Annotated in this window: 18 protein-coding genes and 1 riboswitch; of the genes, 14 read left to right on the top strand and 4 right to left on the bottom strand. The window is 57.0% G+C overall.

The genetic code is table 11. The features are described 5' to 3' along the window. Nucleotides 1–311: 311 nt before the first annotated feature. The 4 genes from M3089_RS00085 to M3089_RS00070 all read right to left on the bottom strand — a co-directional run bounded on the left by M3089_RS00085 (nt 312) and on the right by M3089_RS00070 (nt 4,176). Nucleotides 312–1,880 (bottom strand): peptide chain release factor 3, encoded by a 1,569-nt coding sequence (locus M3089_RS00085; RefSeq protein WP_205108686.1) that lies wholly within the window; start codon nt 1,878–1,880, stop codon nt 312–314. A gap of 172 nt (nt 1,881–2,052) precedes the next feature. Beyond that, nucleotides 2,053–2,910: a dTDP-4-dehydrorhamnose reductase gene (gene rfbD / locus M3089_RS00080; RefSeq protein WP_249081101.1), complete on the bottom strand. Its 858-nt coding sequence runs from the start codon at nt 2,908–2,910 to the stop codon at nt 2,053–2,055. A 51-nt stretch (nt 2,911–2,961) separates the two neighbouring features. Continuing rightward, nucleotides 2,962–3,504 carry a DUF4924 family protein gene (locus M3089_RS00075; RefSeq protein ID WP_249081100.1) on the bottom strand — a complete coding sequence of 181 codons (543 nt, stop codon included), beginning with the start codon at nt 3,502–3,504 and terminating at the stop codon, nt 2,962–2,964. 6 nt (nt 3,505–3,510) lie between these two features. Continuing rightward, the gene (locus M3089_RS00070) at nt 3,511–4,176 is read right to left on the bottom strand and encodes a LysE family translocator (RefSeq protein ID WP_205108681.1); all 666 of its coding nucleotides are present in this window, start codon (nt 4,174–4,176) and stop codon (nt 3,511–3,513) included. A gap of 132 nt (nt 4,177–4,308) precedes the next feature. On the opposite strand from M3089_RS00070, the gene M3089_RS00065 reads away from it, so the two are divergent. From M3089_RS00065 to M3089_RS15825, 14 genes are all read left to right on the top strand, one after another. After that, entirely contained in the window at nt 4,309–5,292 is a 984-nt protein-coding gene (locus tag M3089_RS00065; protein WP_249081099.1) for an ROK family protein, read from the top strand. A gap of 196 nt (nt 5,293–5,488) precedes the next feature. Continuing rightward, nucleotides 5,489–5,685: riboswitch (cobalamin riboswitch) on the top strand. Nucleotides 5,686–6,611: 926 nt separating this feature from the next. Continuing rightward, on the top strand, nt 6,612–7,352 hold the full coding sequence (locus M3089_RS00060) for a hypothetical protein (protein ID WP_249081098.1): 741 nt from the start codon (nt 6,612–6,614) through the stop codon (nt 7,350–7,352). 45 nt (nt 7,353–7,397) lie between these two features. After that, nucleotides 7,398–7,922, top strand: a complete 525-nt coding sequence (locus tag M3089_RS00055; RefSeq protein ID WP_249081097.1) for a DUF6359 domain-containing protein — start codon at nt 7,398–7,400, stop codon at nt 7,920–7,922. Between the two features lie 33 nt (nt 7,923–7,955). Continuing rightward, nucleotides 7,956–8,783 (top strand): hypothetical protein, encoded by an 828-nt coding sequence (locus M3089_RS00050; protein WP_249081096.1) that lies wholly within the window; start codon nt 7,956–7,958, stop codon nt 8,781–8,783. 313 nt (nt 8,784–9,096) lie between these two features. Next, entirely contained in the window at nt 9,097–10,305 is a 1,209-nt protein-coding gene (trpB, locus tag M3089_RS00045; RefSeq protein WP_249081095.1) for a tryptophan synthase subunit beta, read from the top strand. Nucleotides 10,306–10,394: 89 nt separating this feature from the next. Beyond that, the gene (locus tag M3089_RS00040; RefSeq protein WP_249081088.1) at nt 10,395–11,783 is read left to right on the top strand and encodes an anthranilate synthase component I family protein; all 1,389 of its coding nucleotides are present in this window, start codon (nt 10,395–10,397) and stop codon (nt 11,781–11,783) included. Nucleotides 11,784–11,805: 22 nt separating this feature from the next. Further along, nucleotides 11,806–12,384: an anthranilate synthase component II gene (locus M3089_RS00035; protein ID WP_249081087.1), complete on the top strand. Its 579-nt coding sequence runs from the start codon at nt 11,806–11,808 to the stop codon at nt 12,382–12,384. A 300-nt stretch (nt 12,385–12,684) separates the two neighbouring features. After that, nucleotides 12,685–13,695, top strand: coding sequence for an anthranilate phosphoribosyltransferase (gene trpD / locus M3089_RS00030; RefSeq protein WP_394802227.1), 1,011 nt, complete (start codon nt 12,685–12,687; stop codon nt 13,693–13,695). A 7-nt stretch (nt 13,696–13,702) separates the two neighbouring features. Then, nucleotides 13,703–14,515 carry an indole-3-glycerol phosphate synthase TrpC gene (trpC, locus tag M3089_RS00025; RefSeq protein WP_249081086.1) on the top strand — a complete coding sequence of 271 codons (813 nt, stop codon included), beginning with the start codon at nt 13,703–13,705 and terminating at the stop codon, nt 14,513–14,515. Continuing rightward, nucleotides 14,506–15,222: a phosphoribosylanthranilate isomerase gene (locus M3089_RS00020; protein WP_249081085.1), complete on the top strand. Its 717-nt coding sequence runs from the start codon at nt 14,506–14,508 to the stop codon at nt 15,220–15,222. Before trpC ends, M3089_RS00020 begins: the two co-directional genes overlap by 10 nt. Next, nucleotides 15,219–15,995: a tryptophan synthase subunit alpha gene (gene trpA / locus M3089_RS00015; protein WP_249081084.1), complete on the top strand. Its 777-nt coding sequence runs from the start codon at nt 15,219–15,221 to the stop codon at nt 15,993–15,995. The genes M3089_RS00020 and trpA overlap by 4 nt, the downstream gene beginning before the upstream one ends. An 873-nt stretch (nt 15,996–16,868) precedes the next feature. Continuing rightward, complete coding sequence (locus M3089_RS15835; RefSeq protein WP_317236379.1) at nt 16,869–21,608, top strand: glycoside hydrolase family 88 protein; 4,740 nt, start codon at nt 16,869–16,871, stop codon at nt 21,606–21,608. Nucleotides 21,609–21,705: 97 nt separating this feature from the next. Further along, nucleotides 21,706–22,290 (top strand): pectate lyase family protein, encoded by a 585-nt coding sequence (locus M3089_RS15830; protein ID WP_317236378.1) that lies wholly within the window; start codon nt 21,706–21,708, stop codon nt 22,288–22,290. A 192-nt stretch (nt 22,291–22,482) separates the two neighbouring features. Next, a complete protein-coding gene (locus M3089_RS15825) occupies nt 22,483–23,100 on the top strand; it encodes a hypothetical protein (protein WP_317236377.1) in 618 nt (205 codons plus the stop codon). Nucleotides 23,101–23,373 lie beyond the last annotated feature (273 nt).

The following is a 23,373-nucleotide window of genomic DNA, read 5'->3' as shown; positions in this document are numbered from 1 at the left end:
TATTTATTGCTGCAGGCATCGCCCGTTGCGGGGTTCCGGCAAGCAGCTCGTTTTGTAATCAATTTTACCAAAACAGCCATCAGCCTGACTGTCAGCATGTTGCGACATGGCCCGTTTCGCCTTTCAATACGGCCCGTACCACAGTGCCGAACGGCCCGTATTGCACGGTCGGAAGGCATGTTTCGCGCACTGTGGCCGCCATCGTGGCCGGCCGAACCGAACGGCGTAATGATTTTTCGCCGCCGGAATGAGCATGCCTTTTCTGGCCCGTGGCTAAAGCCAATGCACCGCCGGCCACTGCCGGCCGACCGTCAGAACTCGCTGGTGGTGTGAAACTTGATGTGCTTGAAGTCTTCCTGTGCCATGCTGAGCACGTAGCCGCTGTCGGCAAGGAACACGTCGCGGCCCTCCTTGTCCTTGGCCATGTACTGATACTTGCGCTTCTTGAAGTTGGCAAGCTCGGCCTCATCGTCGCTCTCTATCCAGCATGCCTTGTACAGATGCACGGGCTCCCAGCGGCATTTGGCATTGTACTCATTTTCAAGCCTGTACTGTATAACCTCAAACTGGAGCTGCCCCACGGTGCCAATAATCTTGCGCCCGTTGAACTGGTTGACGAAAAGCTGGGCCACACCCTCGTCCATCAGCTGGTCGATGCCTTTCTGAAGCTGCTTCGACTTCATCGGGTCGGCATTCTCTATGTACTTGAACATCTCGGGCGAGAAGCTCGGCAAGCCTCTGAAATGCAGTTGCTCGCCGTCGGTCAGCGTGTCGCCAATCTTGAATATGCCGTTGTCGGGCAGTCCTACGATGTCTCCCGGGTATGCCTCGTCGATGGTGCTCTTGCGCTGCGCCATGAACTGCGTGGGCGAAGAGAAGCGCACCGTCTTGCCCAACCTGACGTGCAGGTAAGGCTGGTTGCGCACAAACTTTCCGCTGCACACCTTGCAGAAGGCTATGCATGAGCGGTGGTTAGGGTCGATGTTGGCTGTTATCTTGAATATGAAGCCCGTAAACTTGGGTTCGTCGGGGCTCACCATGCGTTCTTCGGCCTTCGTCGGGCGTGGGCTCGGGGCTATCTTGACAAAGCAATTGAGCAGTTCCTGCACTCCGAAATTATTGAGCGCAGAGCCAAAGAACACGGGTGCCACCGTGGCATCCCTATAGTCGTCGACATTGAACTCGGGGTAAACGCCGTCGACCAGCTCCAAGTCGTCGCGCAACTTCGATGCGTTGTCGGCTCCCACCCGCTCGTCAAGCTCGCTGCTGTCTATGTCGACCTCCACCTTGTCGGTCACCCTCTGCTTGTCGGGCGTAAACAGGTCGAGCTTGCCTTCATATATATTGTACACCCCCTTGAAGCGCGCGCCTTGGTTGATGGGCCACGACAGCGGCCTCACCTTAATCTGGAGCTCTTGCTCAAGCTCGTCGAGCAGGTCGAAAGGGTCGCGCCCCTCGCGGTCCATCTTGTTGACGAAAATAATTACGGGCGTGTTCCTCATGCGGCAAACGTTCATCAGTTTGCGCGTCTGAGTCTCAACTCCCTTGGCGCTGTCCACCACGATGATGGCCGAGTCGACGGCGGTCAGTGTGCGGTATGTGTCTTCGGCAAAGTCCTGGTGGCCCGGGGTGTCGAGTATGTTCACCTTGTATCCCTCGTAATCAAACTCCATCACCGATGTCGACACGGATATTCCGCGCTGTTTCTCGATGTCCATCCAGTCGGAAGTTGCCGTCTTCCTTATCTTGTTGCTCTTCACTGCACCGGCCACCTGTATCTGTCCGCCGAAGAGCAGGAACTTCTCCGTTAGTGTTGTCTTACCCGCATCGGGGTGCGAGATTATCGCAAATGTTCGTCTTCTTTCTATCTCGTTGTTCATATATCTGGTGTTCTCGTAAAATCATGTCTACATCGCCGGCCTCATGAAAAGGCCCCAAGCCTGCCCTGCCGCAGCCAATGCCCGCGGCACCGGCACAGCAGCCTTGCCGCATTCGGAGCACGCCGGCACTCCTGCCGGCCGCCAGCGCCCACGCCCGGGGCGCCATCTGCCATCACTGAGCCATCAGCCTGGCCATGCAGTCGCCAAGGCTTTCTTCCCAATGGGGAATCTCTATGCCGTACGTCTCCTTGATTTTTGTCTTGTCGAGCACGCTGTAGTGCGGCCTGTTGGCCGGCGTGGGATACTCTGACGTGTGCAACGGGCGCACGTGGCACGTGCCAATCCCGGCCATGCGGTGAACGGCCTTGGCGAAGTCATACCAGCTGCACACGCCCTCGTTCGAGAAATGGTAGACTCCGGGCACGATGCCCTTGTTCACCGCAGCCATTATCGCCACGGCCAGGTCGCGTGCATACGTGGGCGTGCCAATCTGGTCGAAGACCACCCCAAGCTCCTTTTTCTCGCGGCCGAGGCGCATCATCGTCTTTACGAAATTGTTGCCAAATGACGAATAAAGCCATGCCGTGCGCACAATCATCGTGCGCCGGCAGAACTTGACCACGGCCAGTTCGCCGGCCAGCTTGGTGCTTCCGTACACACTGTCGGGCGAAGGCGTGTCGGTTTCGACGTACGGCGTGTGTGCCTTTCCGTCGAAAACATAGTCTGTCGACACCTGTATCATCGCCCCGCCCCGCCTCTCGACAGCAGCGGCGAGGTAGGCCGGGGCCACCGTGTTGAGCGTGGTGCATAGCTCGCGGTCGCTTTCGGCGCGGTCGACGGCTGTGTAAGCCGCGCAGTTAACGATGCAGTCAATCTCATGGCCGGCCACGAAGCGGTCGACAGCGGCCTGGTCGGTGATGTCGAGCTGGCTCACGTCGGTATTGAAAAAGACATGTTGCCCATTGTCTTTTTCCAACAGTTGCATCTCATTTCCCAGCTGCCCGTTGCAGCCTGTGACAAGAATGTTCATCCGTCTCTATGTCTTATATCGTGTAACAATAACCATTGCGTTGCGTGCCGGTCAGAACTCGAGCGGTTCCTCGCGGTCTTTCAGGTAATAGTCGTTGAGCATCCCTACAAGCGTCGATATCTCTTTCACGGCGTGCTCCGTGTCGGGGCTTATCGGCTTCTTGGCCAGCCGGAGCATCATGACGCCGTAAAGAGAGTTGAAGCACGTCTCAACCTCATTCTCGTCTTTGCTCGCCCCGCGGTTGCGCAACTCGACTATGAACGGCAATACCTTGTAATACTCGCTGTTGTAGAAAGGGTATCTGGGGCTCTGCAGCAGCTGGGCATGCAGTTCGGCCAGCTGTTGCATGGTCACCTTGTTTATCTGCAAGTGCCCTTTCTCGCGGCATCCTTCCTGGTTCATCATCCTTATGAGGTTGCCAAACCAGTCGGCCTCTTCCTCCTTCTGCTCGTCGGTATAGTCGAAATGGTCGATATACTCGCGCCTTATCCTTGAGAGCGAGCATCCGAATGCCCTTATCGTATCTTCTATCTGCCACATGTAGAGCAGATACTCGGCTATGTTCTTTTTCCTTAATTGCTGTGCTATGAACATGATTCGTCAGAAAAACCTGTATATGTTGGTCACTGTCCCGAACACCATGATGACCGAACAAATCATCACCACGGCCCCGATGACCTGATTAATCAGCTTGATGCCGTTGTCGTCGAACTTCCCCCGTATCTTGTCGATGAGCCAAGTCAGGCCAAACCACCACAGCATGGCACCGCCGAATATGCTCAGGAAGCCCACGCACATCTCGAAAGGATGGTCTGGCAGCACAAAGGCGAACTGTGCGTAACAGGCCAGGAAGAGGAAGATGATGAGCGGGTTGGAGAACGTCACGAGGAAAGCCGTTATGCCGTTGTGCAGCAGCGAGCCTTTCTTGGTGCCCGAATGGTGCATGTTGCGCGTCGGGTCGGTACGGTAGGTGTACACCCCGAAGGCAAAGAGGAGCACGCTGCCCACTATTTGCAAGTACAGCTTGTTCTCCGGGTCGTTGACGAAATCCATCACCAGGCTCATGCCCAGCCCCGTTATCCCGGCGTAGATGATGTCGCTCAAGGCTGCGCCCACTCCTGTGACGAAGCCATACCAACGGCCTTTGTTGAGCGTGCGCTGCACACAGAGCACCCCCACCGGCCCCATCGGCGCCGACGCAATCATCCCTATAAGGATTCCCTTGAAGATGAAATTCAATATGTCTATATGTATAGGAAACGGCATAACGAATGCAAAATTGCTAAAAATAAACGAAATGAGCAAGTTTTTCAGGCTAAATGTTTGGCCTGTCATGGTTTTTGCATAACTTTGTCTTCGCAACTAACAACACCCATAAATAAAAACCATAGTATGAATATGGACATACAACAAAGCATCAAACCGTACGTCATAGGCCTCGACCTGGGAGGCACCAATGCTGTATTCGGCATTGTAGACAGTCACGGTTACATAAAAGCCACAACGGCTATAAAGACCCAGGCCTACAAAAGTGCAGAGGATTTTGTGAAGAGTGCCACCGACTCACTGCAGATAATAATCGAGCAGGTGGGCGGCATAAGCAAGATCAAGGGCATGGGCATTGGCGCTCCCAACGGCAATTTCTACAGCGGGACGATAGAGCGCGCCCCCAACATCTCGTGGGGCAAGGGCGTGGTTCCGCTGGCCGACATGTTCGCCCAGGCCATAGGCATACCCGTCGCGCTCACTAACGACGCCAACGCAGCGGCGCTCGGAGAGATGACCTACGGCGTGGCAAAGGGCATGAAGAACTTTATCATGCTCACTCTGGGCACGGGCGTGGGCTCAGGCATCGTGGTCAACGGGCAGCTGGTGTACGGCAGCGACGGCTTCGCCGGCGAGCTGGGCCACGTGATAATGGTGCGCGAGGGCGGCAGGCTGTGCGGATGCGGGCGCCACGGTTGCCTCGAGGCATACTGCTCGGCCACCGGTGTGGCCCGCACGGCACGCGAAATGCTGGCCAACACCAACGAGCCTTCGATACTGAGGGAGATGAATGCCGAAGACATAACGTCGCTCGACATCAGCATAGCCGCAGGCAAGGGCGACAAGATGGCCAAAGACATATTCGAGTTTACGGGCAAGATGCTGGGCCAGGCCTGCGCCGACTTCGCCACATTCAGCAGTCCCGAGGCCTTCGTGTTCTTCGGGGGGCTGGTCAAGGCCGGCGAACTGATAATGGATCCCATACGGCGCGCCTACGACGAAAGCGTGCTGCCCATATTCCAAGGCAAGGCCAAGTTCCTGGTGAGCAGCCTCGACGGTGCATCGGCGGCAGTGCTGGGCGCCAGCGCAATAGGTTGGGACATCAACCAGCAATGACCGCCACAGGCCCCTGCCGCCTGCAGGGGGCAGGGCAAGACAACAACAACCATAAGGGCGAGGGCTCTCTCATGGCGCTTCACATTGCCGCCACCATGGCAACGGAAGCACGTGGCGAGAGCCCTCGCCATGTTAATTTGGGTTAACGAAACCACAAATTCACAGCATTTAACCACCTTGATACATTATTTATCTGTAACTTTGCACGCGTTGAGGTTCGCGCAACTGCGATTAAAAGGGAATGGAGGTGCAAATCCCCAACTGTCCCGCAGCTGTAAGTTCCTTTATTACCCACGGGCATTTCAGTCCACTGCTCAGGCCTAACGCAGGCCGGGCGGGAAGGCGCCCGGGGTGGAACGAAGTCAGAAGACCTGCCACAACAGCCGCAAAGGCGGCAATGGGCCAAAGTTCCTCGGAGCAAGGATCATGAGGCATCAGCACAACTTAATACCCCGACAAAGGCGTCACGGCGCCCCATCATGCCCTCCAGACGAAGTGCAAAGCCACTGGCGTTGTTGGCGCCATCTGTGTTCAGATAAAATTATGTGCATTATTATATAAGTTAGTTTGAAAGTTGTCCGACCGTGAGGCCGGGCAACTTTTGTCTTTCCAAATGCCTGCCACGGACAGTGGCAAGCAATCCACATGTCAACATTTTTGGTAAAAAACAGCCCCGTCTGCACCATATCAAACAGCCCGTTGGCCGGAACCATTTTGCCAAAAAGCCAGACCAACATCCCTGTCAAGGCCGCACGCCGGCCGCCATCGGGCCCCATTTTGCCGAAAAACCTGGCTTGAACCACCCCGCCGAACGCCATTGCATACTGCAAGATGGCATGTTTGGAAGGCTGGAACGGCCCGTTCGGGCTTCTAAAACGGGCTGTTTGACAACACCGCTGGGCGCCAGAGGGAGCGCAACCCCCGCCCCACCAGCCGCAACGGCCAGAAAGTCAATACTTTAACCTAGCTCTCCTGAGATTGCAGAATTTGCCGCCGAGACCTACCGACGCGCCGCCACAGCCATTCTCAAGCAACTGTTTGTCAACAAAATTTGCACTCTGCCGACCGCCATTACCACCCCACCGCACGCCAACGGAAACGCTACCTATACGCAGGGAAAACAAAAGGTTGGCGCAGGACGCGCCAACCTGGATGCTTATAGATAAGGTCATCAACAATGGCTGATAGAACTTACCGATGGCAAATATAAGCATTTTCCAACTAAACTGCAAATTTTTAAAGCAAAAAATGAATAACATCTTTGCATAATGCCATTTTTTCTGTAAATTTGTGGCAATATATTTAAAATGCAAATGCCCATGAATGCCAACAAGACATTACTGACAGCAGCAATGGTCATGTCGCTCTTTGCAACGATGTCGTGCACAAACACGACTGGCACAAAAGACAGCAACAAACCTGAAACAAGCATTAACCGAGAAACAAGGCAAGCAGAAGGAACCGACGAATTGATAAGGCAGCGCTATGACGGATGCCGCATACTCGACCACGACTATGACAACGGCTACCTTGAAGTGAAGATTGTGCACGATGGCACGGAGAAGGTTGCACTCTTCGACGGCAGCAGCCGCTGGGTGCGCACGCTGTGGGAAACAAGGCGCGAAAGGCTGCCGGAACGCGTAATCGAAGCCATCGGGCAAGAAGGCTTGGCCTACGAAGACATTGACGACAACGACAACAAGGTGGTCGACTCGCCCGGCGGACTGCTATACGCCGTGCAGGCAAGGCGCCACAACGACGACTTCATATTCCTTGTGTCGCCCGACGGCAAAATAATGTCGACGCTCACGGCCGACGAATGGAACGACGGACGAACATACGACACCCCCCGCAGCAGGCCGGAGGGCAGCAACAGGCCGGCCAACCCGCCGGCAAGGCGGGGGCAAGGCAGCCACGACGGGGGCAGCCAACCCACAGGCAGTGGAACGGAACGCCACGGCTACGGCCACACCGACGGGCCTGCAAACCGTGGATACGACGACGGCGAGGACCATTTCGACGAGGGCGACGACGAATGGGACTACCGTCGCAACAGATGACATGCCCCGGGCTACAACAACAACGACAACCAAAGAACTTGCAGCATGGTTAAAACTAACTTAAAAATCACTATGATGGCTGTTGCCATGGCATGCGTCTCGCTAACCGCGGCATGCGAAAAGAATGTGTTCGACGAAGGCTCCAAGCCCGACGAAGAGCAGCCGAGGCCCGACAAGGGGGTAATAAACAAAGACACGGCACAGATAGACTACATGACCGTGGCCGAGGCACAGGAGGCCACGGTGGGCGAGGTCATCTGCGTCAGGGGCTATATCGTGGCGTCATGCACACGGAGCATGAGGAACGCCGACTTCACAGAGCCGTTTGAAGGCAGCACTGCCATCATACTGGCCGACGAGCCCGCCGACCTCGACGACTTCAAGTACCTGACCGACGAGCACCTCTTCCCGGTGTGCCTCACCGAATACAAGGACGTGAGGGCGGCGCTCAACCTTGTAGACAACCCGCATCTGTGGAACCGACTGGTATACATCAGCGGGGTGAAGTCGCGCTACATGAGCATGCCCGGACTGAAGAAGGTGCTGCAATACCAAGTGGCCGCACAATAAACACCAATCTAACAGACACCTAAACTCAAGCAAATGAAAAAGGCTTATTTACTGTTTGTTGCAATAGTAATATCTGTTTGCACATCAGCCCAAAACGGCAAAAACCTCATAAAACCCATCGACAAAGACGGATTCGAGGTCGACTCAATACTCAGCATGCGCGGCGACGTCATTGTCTACCTGCGTGCCGGCACAGAGTTCGACATCAAGAAAAGCGATGTTGCTTACGTCAACCATTCCATACTCGGGCGGATTGACATTGCTGAAATGGATTTGCCAATACCCGAACCAAGGCATATCGGCGAAGCATACATGTGCAACTTCGACAACAAAGAATACGTACAACTCGAAAAAACGGTTGGAATCAACAAAAGCAAGAACCAATCATTAAAGTCTAAAAAACTGGTTTTTGCCAAGACAAAAAGCAAAGACAACACATCTTACAGCAACGACCAAGAAACTGTCTCTGCGCTGATTACGCAGGCAAGCGACTATTCTGACATTCCCAAACTAAAGATTTACGTTGACAAAAAATACTCAAACCTAAGGGCGAAACTGGGCGAACAGAAAATCATCGTACGTGTTCCTGACCAGAAAGCAGACCCTCATGACATTATATTTTTGGCCAAATTCTCAGTCCAAAAGACAAGAAAGCTATCTTTGAAAAAGAACAAGGACGTTACAAGAACAGGGCCTTACTGCCTCACTGAATACCAGGAAGTGCCCTTTTCCGCCCAAAAATACGGTAAGTCATCATTCTTGATTACCGTCGACTTGACCGAATCGGGCGAATACTGTATACTTCTCAATACGGTCAACATTATAAACGACCATTGCACTCTGTACTGCTTCGGTGTGTGACCACGTTTTTCCCATATAATTATGAACGCGCCTACGCATGACAGAAAGTGCACATTTTACGGTAAAATATTTCATTTTGAGAAAATAACAAGCAAAAGATTTGCAGATTAAAAGAAAAGCATTATCTTTGCAAACGTAAACCAATAAAATACAAACGATATGATACAGATGATCAATGCATGGTGGTGGCGCAACTCGAGATTCAGATAATCGCGGGTAACGGAGCTGTGCATAGTATTCAAAGATATAAACACAAAGGCTCGTCGCAACCGCGGCGAGCCTTTTTAATTTGCAAACCAACAACACTAAAGATATGAAACAGTCGTATTTAGTTGACCAGAACGGATATTACGGAGAGTTTGGCGGGGCCTATGTTCCCGAGATTCTATACTCCACTGTAGAAGCCCTTAAAGAGCAATACCTTGGAATCATGGAGTCGGAAGAGTTCAAACAAGAGTACATGGAGCTGCTCAACGACTATGTGGGAAGGCCCTCGCCACTGTACCGCGCGGCCCGCATGAGCGAGCGCTACGGATGCGAACTATACCTGAAGCGCGAAGACCTGAACCACACCGGGGCCCACAAGATAAACAATACCGTGGGCCAAATACTCCTTGCGAAGAAGATGGGGAAGAAGCGAATCATAGCCGAGACAGGCGCAGGGCAGCACGGTGTGGCCGTGGCAACGGTGTGCGCACTGATGGACATGCCCTGTGTGGTATACCAGGGGGCGCTCGACGTTGAGCGCCAACACGTCAACGTGGAGCGCATGAAGATGCTCGGCGCCGAGGTGCGCCCCGTGTTTACGGGCAACCACACGCTCAAAGACGCCACCAACGAGGCCATACGCGACTGGTGCTGCCACCCGCAGGACACGTTCTACATCATCGGTTCGACCGTCGGCCCCCACCCTTATCCCGACATAGTGGCGCGACTACAGAGCATCATATCGAAGGAAATAAAGGAGCAGCTGGCAAGAAAGACAGGGCGCGACTATCCCGACTACCTCATAGCCTGCATCGGCGGAGGGTCGAACGCTGCCGGAACAATATACCACTACATCGACGATGAGCGCGTGAAGATTGTGCTGGCAGAAGCCGGCGGGCAGGGAGCCGACACCGGCCACACCGCCGCCACGATACACGCAGGCTCTGTCGGCATACTGCACGGGTCGAGGACGCTTGTCATGCAGACCCCCGACGGCCAGATAATGGAGGCAGAATCAATATCGGCAGGGCTCGACTACCCGGGCATCGGGCCCATGCACGCCAACATGGCCGTAAAGAAGCGGGCCACGGTTTACGCCATCAACGACGACGAAGCCATTCGCGCAGCATTCGAGCTGACGCGCACCGAAGGGATAATACCCGCCCTGGAAAGCGCCCACGCCATAGCCGCACTTGGCAAGATGCACTTCAACAGCAACGATGTGGTGGTGCTCACGGTAAGCGGCAGGGGCGACAAAGACGTGGAGACTTACCTGACCAACAAAGCCATGGCCGGCGAATACGGCACGTTCTGAGCCACGGCCGGCGGCGGCCGGCGGCCACGGCACACAGACATGGGCCACAACCTGCGTGGCCAAACCAACAATGCAAACCAACACAAGACATGACATACAAATATAAGACAACAGCAAAAACAGTGCTCGCCGACCTGCACACCCCTGTGGGAGCCTACCTGCGGCTGCGCGACATGCAGCCCATGAGCGCCCTGATGGAATGCTCCGACTACCACGACAGGGCCACGAGCCGCTCGTTCATAGGTGTCGAGCCAATGGCAAGCATATCAATAGGCCACGGCATGTGCACCATGGCCTACCCCGACGGCAGGCGCAAAGAGGCGCACATTGGCCCGGGCTACGGCATCGAACAGGCCCTGCGCGAGTTTGTAGACAGCTTCAGGGTTGAGGGCGAAGGCTCCGAACTGTGCGGACTCTACGGCTACACCTCGTTCAACGCGGTGAGATACACCGAAGGCATCGACGTCAAAGACGTGACACAGCAACGCAACGACGCCCCCGACCTGATGTACATATTATATAAGGTGGTTGTGGCCTTCGACCATTTCGACAACACCATGACCGTGGTGACGCTCGGCAACGAGGCCGACATAGACCGCGTGCTCAAGCGAATGAACAAAGACTGCGCCGGCACCTACGGCTTCCGCACCACTGGCGAGGCCGTGCCAACGCTCACCGACGACGAGCACAGGGAGAACATAAGGCGCGGAATAGCCCACTGCATGAGGGGCGACGTGTTCCAGATAGTGCTGTCAAGGCGCTTTGTCCAGCCTTACGAAGGCGACGACTTCACGCTCTACAGGGCCCTGCGCTCCGTCAACCCGTCGCCATACCTGTTTTATTTCGACTTCGGAGGATTCAGGCTGTTCGGCTCTTCGCCCGAAACCCACTGCCGCATCGAGGGCCGCAAGGCATTCATCGACCCCATTGCCGGAACAGCAAGGCGCACGGGCAACGACGCCTCCGACAGGCTCAAGGCCGAACAACTGCGCTCCGACCCGAAGGAAAACGCCGAGCACGTGATGCTGGTCGACCTTGCGCGCAACGACCTCAGCCGCAACTGCCACGACGTGGGAGTCGACTTCTACAAAGACTTGCAGACATACTCGCACGTGTTCCACCTCGTATCAAGGGTCAGCGGAACGCTCGACGAGGGCGCCGACCCGCTAAAGGCCTTCGTCGACACCTTCCCCGCAGGCACGCTCTCGGGCGCCCCAAAGGTCAGGGCCATGCAGCTGATAAGCCAATACGAGCCCCACTGCCGCGGCGCCTACGGCGGGTGCATAGGCTATATAGGCCTCAACGGCAACTTGAACCAGGCCATCACCATACGCACCTTCGTGGCCCGCAACGGCGAGCTGTGGTTCCAGGCCGGCGGAGGCATCGTGGCCCGCAGCAGCGTTGAGGGCGAGTTGCAGGAAGTGAACAACAAGCTCGGGGCACTGCGCAAGGCCATCAGCATGGCCGAACAGATGTAACGACATTCAGAAACATAAAGAAATGAAAATAGCTATCATTGACAACTACGACTCGTTTACCTACAACCTCAGGCACCTGGTAAACGAACTGGGGGCCGAAGTGACGGTAATGCGCAACGACCGCTATGCCATCGGGCAGCTCGAACCATTCGACAAGCTGATATTCAGCCCCGGGCCGGGCATACCGTCGGAGGCTGGCCTCATGCCCGAAACAATCAAGGCGTATGCCGGGCGCAAGCCCATGCTGGGCGTTTGCCTTGGCCACCAGGCCATAGGCGAGGCCTTCGGGGCCCGCCTTACCAACCTCAGCGAGGTGTTCCACGGCGTGGCCACAGAAGGAACGCAACTGGGCAACGACTACATCTTCGGTTCGCTGCCGCGCCGCATCACCATGGGGCGATACCACTCGTGGGTGGTTAACCGCGAGGGGCTGCCCGAATGCCTCGAGGTGACGGCCGAGAGCGACGACGGACTGATAATGGGCCTGAAGCACAGAAGCTACGACATACACGGCATCCAGTTCCATCCCGAAAGCGTGCTCACGCCACAAGGACGAACCATCATGGCCAACTGGCTCGCCGGCCGACCCGGCGTGAGGTAGCGCCAACAGCAGGAAATAACATTACAACGCCACAGTCAATGCTGCCGCAAGGGCGAGGCCACATTGCAAAACGGCCCGTTTGGCAATGCAAAACGGCACTTGCCGCACTGCCAAAGGGCCCGTTTGGCAACGGCAAACCGCACGCGACGCAACACCCTGAAGGCCAAAAGGTTGCACAACAGGCACCGACCTGGGGCCTATGGTAACAAAAACATACAAACAACACCGGCCATGCCGCCCCGCAACCAACTGGCGGCATCGACCTCAACCGACACAAGACTTACATCAAAGACAACGACAATGAAACAAGACATGAACAATACGCTCGAGCGGATGCTCAACCACGAGGAACTGACCCGGGAAGAAACCAAGGCCATACTGATAGGCATCACCCGCTCCGAATATCCGCCCGAGCAGATAACGGCGCTGCTCACCGGACTGCAGATGCGCGGGGTGACCGTCGACGAACTGCTGGGCTTCCGCGACGGAATACTGGAAACGGGCGTCCCCGTGCCCCTCGACTGCGAGCGATACGTCGACGTTGTGGGCACAGGCGGCGACCGCAAGAACACTTTCAACATATCAACCACGGCCTGTTTCGTCATTGCCGGGGCCGGCTATAAGGTGGCCAAGCACGGCAACTACTCGGCAACAAGCACGAGCGGGGCATCAAACGTGATGGCGCGCCACGGGATAAAGTTCACCGACGACATCGGCAAGCTGAACCGAAGCCTGAGTGAGTGCGGCATTGTTTACCTGCACGCACAGCTCTTTGCACGCGCGATGAAGTTTGTGGGGCCCATACGCAAGTCGCTCAACTTCCCCACTTGCTTCAACCTGCTCGGCCCCATCGTCAACCCGGCCAAGCCGCAATGCCAGCTGCTCGGCGTGGCCACTCTCGACCAGATGCGCCTATATAATAATGTATACCGCAAGATTGGCATCGACTACGCCATCGTCAACAGCACCGACGGGTACGATGAGATATCCCTTACGTCTGATTTCAAGGTGGCCACCAACAGCTATGAGCGCGTGTTCTCGCCCGAAGACATCGGCCTCCACCACGCCAGGCCCGAAGAACTCGTGGCCGGGGCCACCGAGGAAGAGGCCGCCCAGATATTCGACAGCGTGCTCAACAACACCTCGCTGCCAGCACAGAAAGAGATTGTTGTGGCCAACGCAGCCTTCGGCATACAGGTGCTGGAGCGCGGAAGCAAGGGCATCGACGAATGCATAGCCATAGCCCGCGAGTCGTTGGACAGCGGACGGGCCCTGAAAACATTCAGAAGATTTGTCGAACTTAACTCATAACGCAAGCATGAAAGACATTCTCAACGAGATTGTGGATTGGAAACGCCGCGAAAACGAGCACCTCGGAAGGCTCTTCGACGGGCGCGAACTGCGCGCCATGGTCGACAGGCAATGCCGCGACACCCCTCCGTCGCTGGCACGGGCCGTGGCAGAGTCGGACACTGGCATTATAGCAGAGTTCAAGCGCAAGTCGCCTTCGAAGGGATGGATTAAGGCCGATGGCTCGGCCAGCACCATACCACTGGCCTACCAAAACGCCGGTGCCGCCGCCATAAGCATACTCACCGACGAGCGCTTCTTTGGCGGACGCGACGAGTATGTGGCCATGGCAAGGCGCTCGGGAGTGACGGTGCCCATTCTCTACAAGAACTTCGTGGTCGACGAAAGCCAGCTCTTCAGGGCACGGCTCTGCGGCGCTTCGGCCGTACTGCTCATTGCGGCATGCCTCGACATGGCACAATGCACCGGGCTGATGCGCACGGCCCACGACATCGGACTCGAGGTGTTGCTCGAGATGCACAGCGAGGCCGAACTGGAATATGCCGCCCTTGGGCCCGACCTGTGCGGCATCAACAATCGCAACCTCGGCACGTTCAACACCGACGTGGCTGCCTCGCTCGCCCTGGCACCGCTCCTTCCGGGCGATGCCGTCAAGGTGAGCGAGAGCGGAATAGGCAGTGCCGACACTGTGGCCGTGCTCCGGCAGGCAGGCTTCAGCGGCTTCCTGATAGGCGAAAGCCTGATGAAAGCCGAATCGCCGGGCAAGGAACTGAGCGACATGATAAACCGTATGAAAAAACAGGCAGGCACATGCAGCTGACAGTAAAGGTTTGCGGCATGAGGAATCCGCACAACATCAGCGAGGTGGCGGCAGCGGGAGCCGACTGGATCGGGCTTATTTTCCACCCCTCGTCTCCGCGCTTTGTGGGCAGGCCGGACACCGCTACGGATGCTCACCCCGGCGCCGCCGTAGAGATAGACGTGCCGCCGGGCATAATGAAAGTGGGCGTCTTCGTCGACGCCGACAACGATTACATATCAATGCAGGCCGCCCGCCATGGGCTCGACCTGATACAGTTGCACGGCAACGAAAGCCCGGCCGCCATGCAAAGCCTGCGGCGCTCGCTCCGCGCGGGGTCGCTCCGTGGGGTCAGGCTCATAAAGGCGTTGCACGTGGCAAGTGCCTCCGACCTGCAGGTATGGGCCGCCTATGCCGGCTGTGCCGACTTCCTGCTCTTCGACACCAAGTGCCCGACGGCAGGCGGAAGCGGCAGGCAGTTTGACTGGACGGCCCTTGACAGCTACGACGGCAGCCTGCCATTCCTGCTCAGCGGCGGCATAGGGCCCTACGACGCCGACCGCATAGCCGGCTTGTGCCACCCGATGATGGCCGGCATTGACATCAATTCGCGCTTCGAGACGGCCCCCGCCGTGAAAGACGCCGCACTGATAGGGCGGTTCATAGGCAGGCTGCGCAGCGCCGAAACGACAACACAGACACAAAGACTAAAACAAAACAAGACATGAACAGAATCAACGAACTATTCAGCAAGGCCGGAAACAGGAAACTGCTCTCACTCTACTTCTGCGCCGGATGCCCTGCGCCAGACAATACGGCCGACACTCTCAGGGCAATGCAACGCCGTGGCATCGACATGGTGGAAGTCGGAATACCGTTCAGCGACCCCATGGCCGACGGGCCTGCAATACAAGACGCCGCCACGAAAGCGCTGCGCAACGGCATGACGCTGGCCAAGCTCTTCGGGCAACTCAAGGCCGTCAAAGACGAGATAACCATGCCGGTGATTCTCATGGGCTACCTCAACCCGATATTGCAATACGGCATCGGGCGGTTCTGCGAGAGCTGCGCTGAATGCGGGGTGGACGGCGCCATCATACCCGACCTGCCGTTCAAAGACTACATGGAGACGGTGAAGCCTGTGGCCGACAGGCACAACATAAGGATAATAATGCTAGTCACGCCCGAGACAAGCGACGAACGAATACGCTTCATCGACAACCACACCGATGGATTCATATACATGGTGTCGTCGGCGGCCACCACAGGGGCGCAACAACTGTTCGACGACAAGCGGCTGGAATACTTCCGCCGCATAGACGACATGCACCTGCACAACCCGAGGATGATTGGCTTCGGTGTGTCGAACCGCCAGACACTCGAAAGCGCACAGGCCTATTCGGCCGGGGCCATCATAGGCAGCAAGTTTGTAAGCCTGCTCAACGACAGCGCCAATGCCGACGAGGCGCTCGACAAACTGTTCGCCGCCCTCAGGCGGTGAGCACCGTGGCGAGCGTGGCACCTGCACCGGCAGAAGTGCCACGCAAAGGCAATCGATGCGCAAAAAATGCCCGCCATCCTCTGTGCGCCGCACCGGCGGGAATGCCAAACGGGCCATACGGCACTGCAAAACGGGCGTTTTCGCAACACAAAACGGGCCGTTCGGCAGTGCCGTATGGCCCGTTTGGCATGTGGCTGACAATGAGCGCATTATGAAAGATGCCGTAGGTAGTAGCAGGCCCCGGCCGCCCACCTCGGCCAAAACCGGCTTAATCATATTAGCGGACATATATTCCACCGCCCCAGCCGAAGGCGCAGCGGGCCGAGCCAAGGCCAAGCCGTAGCATGGAATGCGGCGGGGCGAGGCTGGCGCCGTGGCTGCATGAAGCGCAAACCGCAACCGGCACAAGACGCCACAACGACTGCACGGAGTTGGACATTGGCAAAATCAACACAGCCGCACAACGTCAGCCACACGGCCGTCAATCACCACCAAACGGCCTTTCTGAGCCTCAAAAAATCGAAAATACAGCCATATTTATGGTGGAAAATCGTATTTTAACGGATTTTCCACCCACAAACGCATCTGCAGAAACAATATTCCCCCGTTTTTATTAAAATGTCCTAACAAAACATTTCAATTTATCCGCCGCCATAAAAAATATTTTGTACCTTTGCATCAGGAACATAACCAAAACTAAAGTACCAACCTATTTTACCATAGAAATCTATATAATAAATTAAAGACGTTAGTGATAAAGGGTTAATAATAGCATTCCCTCATTGTTTAGTAGTAATGTAACAGACCACGTCTGTGAAGATATGGTCTGTTTTTAGAAGCCATAACATTTCAGAAACTATATAAAAACGATTTATGAAATACTTACATTTATTGCTCCTCTGCCTGCTATTCCCCGCAGCCCTTATGGCCGACGGATGGGACACTCAGTATAAGCAGATAGAACAAAGCATCAGGCAACCGAAGTTTGCCGACCGTGATTTCCTGATAACAAAGTACGGCGCCAGCCCCGAAGCATCGGCAGCATCCAACCAAAAGGCCATAAACAAGGCCATAGCCGAATGCTCGAAAGCTGGCGGTGGCAGGGTTGTAGTACCTGCAGGAACATACAACACAGGCGCCATCACCATGAAAAGCCATGTCAACCTCGTCGTAGAAAAAGGCGCCACGCTCCTGTTCGCATTCCAACCGGAGCTTTATCCCATCGTTCCCACGCGCTGGGAAGGCCTTGACTGCTGGAACCTTTCACCCTGCATCTACGCATACAAGGCTACCGACGTGGCCATCACCGGCGAGGGAACCATCGACGGCGGCGGCACAAACGAGACGTGGTGGAAGTGGTGCGGAGCCACCCACTACGGCTGGAAGGAAGGTGTGATAAGCCAGCGCAACGGCAGCCGCGCCCGGTTGCTGAAGATGGCGGAAGACGGTGTCGACATGAACGAGCGCCGCTTCGGGCCTGAAGACGGCCTGCGCCCGCAGCTGATAAACTTCAACCAGTGCGACGGCATACTCATAGAAAACGTCACTCTGCTGCGCTCTCCGTTCTGGGTGATTCACCCGTTGCTGTCGAAAAACATCACCGTACGCGGCGTGCACATCAACAACGACGGCCCCAACGGCGACGGATGCGACCCAGAGTCGTGCGACGGCGTGCTTATAGAAAACTGCTTCTTCAACACCGGCGACGACTGCATAGCCATCAAGAGCGGCCGAAACAACGACGGGCGCCTGTGGAACCGCCCGAGCCAGAACATCATTGTGCGCAACTGCGAGATGCAAAACGGCCACGGCGGCGTGGTGATAGGCAGCGAGATATCCGGCGGATGCCGCAACGTGTTTGCCGAAAACAACATAATGGACAGCCCTAACCTCGACCGCGTGATACGCATCAAGACCAACACGTGCCGCGGAGGCATAGTGGAGAACATCTATGCACGCAACATCACCGTGGGGCAATGCGGCGAATCGGTGCTCAAAATCAACCTCGACTATGAGCACAACGAGATTTGCTGCCGCGGGTTCCTGCCTACGGTGCGCAACATAAACCTTGAAAACGTGACGTGCCAAAAGAGCAAGTACGGCGTGCAAATAATCGCGCTGGACACGTGCGTCAACGTTTACGACATCAATGTGAAGGACTGCAAGTTCAACGGAGTGGCAGAAGGCAACACAATAAAGGGCCTTACGCGCAACATCAACTTCGACAACCTATATATAAACGGCGGACTTGTGCTGCAGGAAAAGCCATACAAGAACTACAGCCAGTGGATGACTGCCTCCGAGATGAAGCGCGTGCCGCAGTCATACCTGCTCGACTTCTCAAAGAAACCTAAGTGGAGCTATGTCATGGGCATCGAGCTCGAGGCCATGCTCGACACGTATCTCAAGTACGGAGGCGAGGAAATTAAAGACTATTGCAAGCTCTACACCGACACGATGATAAACGACAAGGGCGAGATACGGGGCTACAAACTGAAAGACTACAACCTCGACAACATCCGCACGGGCCATTTCGTGGCACGCATGTATGAGCTCTATCCCGAGAAAAAGAACCTGAAGGCCATCGAGACGCTCATGAAGCAGATGAAAGACCAGCCCCGCACCAACGAAGGCGTATACTGGCACAAGGCCATCTACGCCTACCAGGTGTGGCTCGACGGCATATTCATGGGCCTGCCTTTCCACGCGATGACCGCCAAGATGCTGCTCAGCGACAAGAAGGCGCGCAAGATTTACGACGACGCCGTAGACCAGATAAAGAAGACTTACGACCGTACGCTCGACCCGAAGACGGGCCTCAACCGCCACGCATGGGACGAAACGCGCGAGATGTTCTGGGCCGACAAGACCACAGGACTGTCGCAGCACTGCTGGGGACGGGCCCAGGGATGGTATACCATGGCGCTCATCGAACTGCTCGACGCGCTTCCCGAAGACTACGAACGCCGCTCGGAGGTCATCGACTTGCTCAAGAAAGACCTCGATGCCGTGATAAAATGGCAAGACAAGAAGACCGGGGTGTGGTATCAGGTGATGGACAGCCCGGGGCGCGAAGGCAACTATCTCGAGTCGACATGCTCGACCATGTTTGCCTACTCGCTGCTCAAGGCATACCGAAAAGGCTACCTCGGAGCCAAATACCGCGACGCGGGAATACGCGCTTACCGCGGAATCATCAACAACTTCATCAAGGTCAACCCCGACAGCACTATCTCGCTGACCAACTGTTGCGCCGTGGCCGGCCTCGGCCCGGGCACAAGCCCCACCATAGCCAAGTACGTGAAGAAGCCCAACCTGCGCCGCGACGGCTCTTACGACTACTATCTCTCTGAGCCGGTGCGCGACAACGACGCCAAGGGAGTGGGCCCGTTCATCTGGGCTTCGCTCGAGATGGAAGCGCTGGGATACAACACCGACAATTCCACAGAGGCCATAGACCGCCAAGCAGTGGTGACGCGCAACAACCCAATCGTCACCCGTCCCGACTCGCTGGCGTCACTATCGGTGGGCAACGGCCACATTGCAGCAACGGTAGACGTTACCGGACTGCAGAGCTACCCGGACTTCTACGAGGGCGGAGTGCCGCTGACCACCATGTCGGACTGGGGCTGGCACTCGTTCAAAAACGACAAGTCGGTGACCAAGAGCGAGACGGAGAAGGCCTTCGACCTGGGTCACGGACATGAAGAAACATACGCAGTGGAATACAAAAAGGCCGGTCGCAACAAGGATGCGACCGACTTTTTCCGCATCAACCCCCACCGCCTGAACCTCGGCATAGTTGGCCTTGAGCTGAAAGACAAGGCCGGCAAGAAGATTGAACTGGCCCAGCTGGGCGGCATACGCCAGGAACTGGCCCTTTGGGACGGCACTGTCAACTCGCGGTTCACTGCCGACAGCACCCTGGTGGAGGTTTCTACATCATGCTACCAAGACCGCGACGCCATCTTCTCGCGCATCAAGAGCAACATGCTCAAGGACGGACGCGCCTCCGTCACATTCAAATTCGCCTACCCGACAGGCAAGCATGCCGACGCAGCCGCCGACTGGTCGAAGCCCGACCTGCACCGTTCGGCCATCGTGTCGACGGGCGACCACAGCGCAACGATAGAGCGGACGGTAGACGAGACGAAGTATTACGTGAGCCTGGAATGGGAAGGCAACGCTACTCTCAAGGAGACGGCACCCCACAGCTTCACCCTCACCACCACCGACGACGTGCTCACCTTCTGCGCCGAATACTCTGCATCAATGCCCAAGAAGCGCAGCACCTCATACTCATACGACCAAGCCATCAAGGCGGTGATGAAGAGTTGGCCACGCTTCTGGAACGGCGGCGCCATGGCAGACTTCTCGGCCTGCACCGACCCGAGGGCCAAGGAGCTGGAGCGCCGCGTGGTTCTGTCGCAGTACCTCACGCAAATCAACTGTGCCAACGCCACGCCGCCACAGGAGACCGGGCTCACCTACAACTCATGGTTCGGCCGCCCTCATCTCGAGATGACATGGTGGCACACGGTCGACTTTGCCCTGTGGAACCGCCCGAAGACCATTGCCCCCATGCTCGACTGGTACAACGAAGTGGCCTACCCGGTAGCCAAGAAGATAGCAGAGCGCCAGGGATTCAAGGGCGCGCGGTGGATGAAGATGACCGACCCCTGGGCCGGCGAGGCCCCGTCGAACACGGGTTCGTTCCTCACATGGCAGCAACCGCACTACATCTACCTCGCCGAGGAGATGTATCGGGCCAATCCCTCGAAGGCAACGCTCGACAAATACGGCAAGTATGTGGCCGAGACGGCCGAGTTCATGGCCGACTGGGCGAAGGCCTGCGCGCCAAAGGGCGGCACAATCAAGCTCTTCGGGCAGACAGCCATGCAAGAGTCGATGTCGAAAGACTTCTCTTACCACCACCCGTTCGAACAGGCCTACTGGGTCTACGGGCTCACCGTTGCCCAGCAGTGGCGTGAGCGCCAGGGCATGGAGCGCAACGCCGAGTGGGACGACATAATAAGCCGCATGGCCCCGCTGGCCGAGAATGGCGACATATACGCCGCCGGAGTGCCTCTCGCCGAGTTTGACTCAAAGGCCAAGTCGACCGAGTTCGATCCCTTCGTGGCCGCCGAGCAGGCAGGCCGCAAGCAGGTTTCGGCCGAAGATTTCGCCCTGAAGTCGCGCTCCGACCACCCCGCCGTGCTCGGCGCCTGCGGCCTGCTGCCCTACTATCCCGCCCTGTATGACAAGGCAAAGATGACCAAGACACTCGACTGGGTGATGCAAAACTGGAACTGGCCCACCACATGGGGATGGGACTACGGCATGATAGCCATGACCGCCGCCCGCCTCGGCCGGCCCGAGACAGCACTCGAGGCACTGCTCATCGACAAGGGCAAGAACACCTACCTCGTCAGCGGCCACAACTTCCAGGAGCCCAAGCGGCTGCGCCTCTACATGCCCGGCAACGGCTCGCTGCTCGCCGCCGTGGCCATGATGTGCGCCGGGTGGGACGGCTGCGCCGAGCCCAGCAACCCGGGATTCCCCAAGGACGGCAAGTGGAACGTTCGCTGGGAAGGGTTCCAACGCATGCAATGAGCAACACACCTCAAGCCTCGCAAGTGCACGCCAACGCTGCCCTTGCGAGGCTTTTCCGTTTCAACAAGGACACTATTAACCACAAAATGACACCATTATGAAAAAGACTCTGACGGCAGCTGCAGCCATTGCCCTGCTTGCTGCCAACGCCACGGCCGCCAGGCTGCCCGCATTCCCCACTGCCGAAGGCTACGGAATGTATACCGTTGGTGGCCGGGGCGGCGACGTTTATGAAGTGACCAACCTCAACGACTCGGGCAAAGGAAGCCTGCGCCAGGCCGTAAACGCCAAGGGGCCGCGCACGGTTGTGTTCCGCGTATCGGGCACAATAGAGCTGAAGAAACCGCTGACCATCAACAACCCCTACATAACCATAGCCGGACAGACGGCGCCCGGCGACGGCATCTGCATAAAAGACTACCCACTAAACATATCGGCCGACGAAGTGATAATACGCCACCTGCGCGTAAGGCTGGGCGACAGGAGCGGCCAGGACGCCGACGCCATCAGTTGCCGGGGCCACAAAAACATAATTCTCGACCACGTTTCGGCCAGCTGGAGCATCGACGAGACCATGTCGATATACATGTGCGAGAACGTGACAATACAGTGGTGCATCATCAGCGAGAGCCTCTTTGCATCAAACCACATAAAGGGCAACCACGGATTCGGCGGCATCTAGGGCAACAACTACGCCACATACCACCACAACCTGATAGCCTGCCACTCCAGCCGCAACCCGCGCTTCGCCTCGGGGGCGGGATACAACGACTACAGAAACAACGTAATATACAACTGGGGGTACAACAGCTGCTATGGAGGCGAGAAAGACCACCCGGGGATAAAGAACACATTCGGCTCGTTTACGGTCAACATGGTGGCCAACTACTACAAGCCCGGCCCGGCCACGCAGCCCGGGCGTACAGCCTGCAGGATAGCCGGGCCGTCGTTCAGGGGCAGCGCCGACAACTACGGCAAATGGTATGTGGCCGACAACATAGTCGAGGGCTGCGACAGCGTGAGCCGCGACAACTGGAACGGCGGCATGCAACCGGCCGGCGGCGACGTCGACATCGAGCATGTGAGGCTCGGCCAACCGTGGCCGGCAATGCCCATAAGGCAGGAGACGGCCGCCCAGGCCTACATCTCGGTGCTTGCCGGAGCCGGGGCCACACTGCCCAGGCGCGACGCCGTCGACGCGCGCATAGTCGACGAGGCCCGCAGCGGGAAGGCATCGGTAGAGGGCAAGGCATACAAGGCCCGAAAACGGATGAAAGACCCGTCGCAACCTTCGGGCATCATCGACACGCCTGAAGATGCGGGCGGATGGCCCACGCTCAGGTCGCTACCCGCCCCAACCGACTCCGACCACGACGGCATGCCCGACGCATGGGAGGCCGGCCGCGGTCTCGACCCCTACGACCCTGCCGACCGCAACACTACCGGCGCCGACGGCTACACCATGCTCGAGGCATACATCAACAGCCTGTGAAACTGACGGGAGGGATGCCGGAGGTGTAAAAATCTTTCGCCGTTGGCCGACAAGGCTGCCATTGCCCGCAACCCGCTGACGCCCAACCACTTGCCGCCACGGGCCGTTTGACCCTGCAAAACAGCCCCCGCCGGGGGTCAAAACGGCCCTGACGGCATGACGGAACAGGCCATTCGGCACACCCGCCGAAGCCTGTTGGCAGCACGCCTGCTGCCATGTAAACAATCATTACCCGCCACCACCCAAGGCGCCCCCGGCCCCCCCGCACCCCCC

Origin of the sequence: Marseilla massiliensis (assembly GCF_023336985.1) — a bacterium.
GTDB lineage: Bacteria > Bacteroidota > Bacteroidia > Bacteroidales > Bacteroidaceae > Prevotella > Prevotella intestinigallinarum.
Note: the sequence above shows the minus strand (reverse complement) of the source record. Positions and strands in the feature narration are given on the sequence as shown.

Excerpts from the sequence above, each read along its gene's own strand:
- M3089_RS00085 (WP_205108686.1), bottom strand. The coding sequence starts at position 1,880 with ATGAACAACGAGATAGAAAGAAGACGAACATTTGCGATAATCTCGCAC.
- rfbD (WP_249081101.1), bottom strand. The coding sequence starts at position 2,910 with ATGAACATTCTTGTCACAGGCTGCAACGGGCAGCTGGGAAATGAGATG.
- M3089_RS00075 (WP_249081100.1), bottom strand. The coding sequence starts at position 3,504 with ATGTTCATAGCACAGCAATTAAGGAAAAAGAACATAGCCGAGTATCTG.
- M3089_RS00070 (WP_205108681.1), bottom strand. The coding sequence starts at position 4,176 with ATGCCGTTTCCTATACATATAGACATATTGAATTTCATCTTCAAGGGA.
- M3089_RS00065 (WP_249081099.1), top strand. The coding sequence starts at position 4,309 with ATGGACATACAACAAAGCATCAAACCGTACGTCATAGGCCTCGACCTG.
- M3089_RS00060 (WP_249081098.1), top strand. The coding sequence starts at position 6,612 with ATGAATGCCAACAAGACATTACTGACAGCAGCAATGGTCATGTCGCTC.
- M3089_RS00055 (WP_249081097.1), top strand. The coding sequence starts at position 7,398 with ATGGTTAAAACTAACTTAAAAATCACTATGATGGCTGTTGCCATGGCA.
- M3089_RS00050 (WP_249081096.1), top strand. The coding sequence starts at position 7,956 with ATGAAAAAGGCTTATTTACTGTTTGTTGCAATAGTAATATCTGTTTGC.
- trpB (WP_249081095.1), top strand. The coding sequence starts at position 9,097 with ATGAAACAGTCGTATTTAGTTGACCAGAACGGATATTACGGAGAGTTT.
- M3089_RS00040 (WP_249081088.1), top strand. The coding sequence starts at position 10,395 with ATGACATACAAATATAAGACAACAGCAAAAACAGTGCTCGCCGACCTG.
- M3089_RS00035 (WP_249081087.1), top strand. The coding sequence starts at position 11,806 with ATGAAAATAGCTATCATTGACAACTACGACTCGTTTACCTACAACCTC.
- trpD (WP_394802227.1), top strand. The coding sequence starts at position 12,685 with ATGAAACAAGACATGAACAATACGCTCGAGCGGATGCTCAACCACGAG.
- trpC (WP_249081086.1), top strand. The coding sequence starts at position 13,703 with ATGAAAGACATTCTCAACGAGATTGTGGATTGGAAACGCCGCGAAAAC.
- M3089_RS00020 (WP_249081085.1), top strand. The coding sequence starts at position 14,506 with ATGCAGCTGACAGTAAAGGTTTGCGGCATGAGGAATCCGCACAACATC.
- trpA (WP_249081084.1), top strand. The coding sequence starts at position 15,219 with ATGAACAGAATCAACGAACTATTCAGCAAGGCCGGAAACAGGAAACTG.
- M3089_RS15835 (WP_317236379.1), top strand. The coding sequence starts at position 16,869 with ATGAAATACTTACATTTATTGCTCCTCTGCCTGCTATTCCCCGCAGCC.
- M3089_RS15830 (WP_317236378.1), top strand. The coding sequence starts at position 21,706 with ATGAAAAAGACTCTGACGGCAGCTGCAGCCATTGCCCTGCTTGCTGCC.
- M3089_RS15825 (WP_317236377.1), top strand. The coding sequence starts at position 22,483 with ATGGTGGCCAACTACTACAAGCCCGGCCCGGCCACGCAGCCCGGGCGT.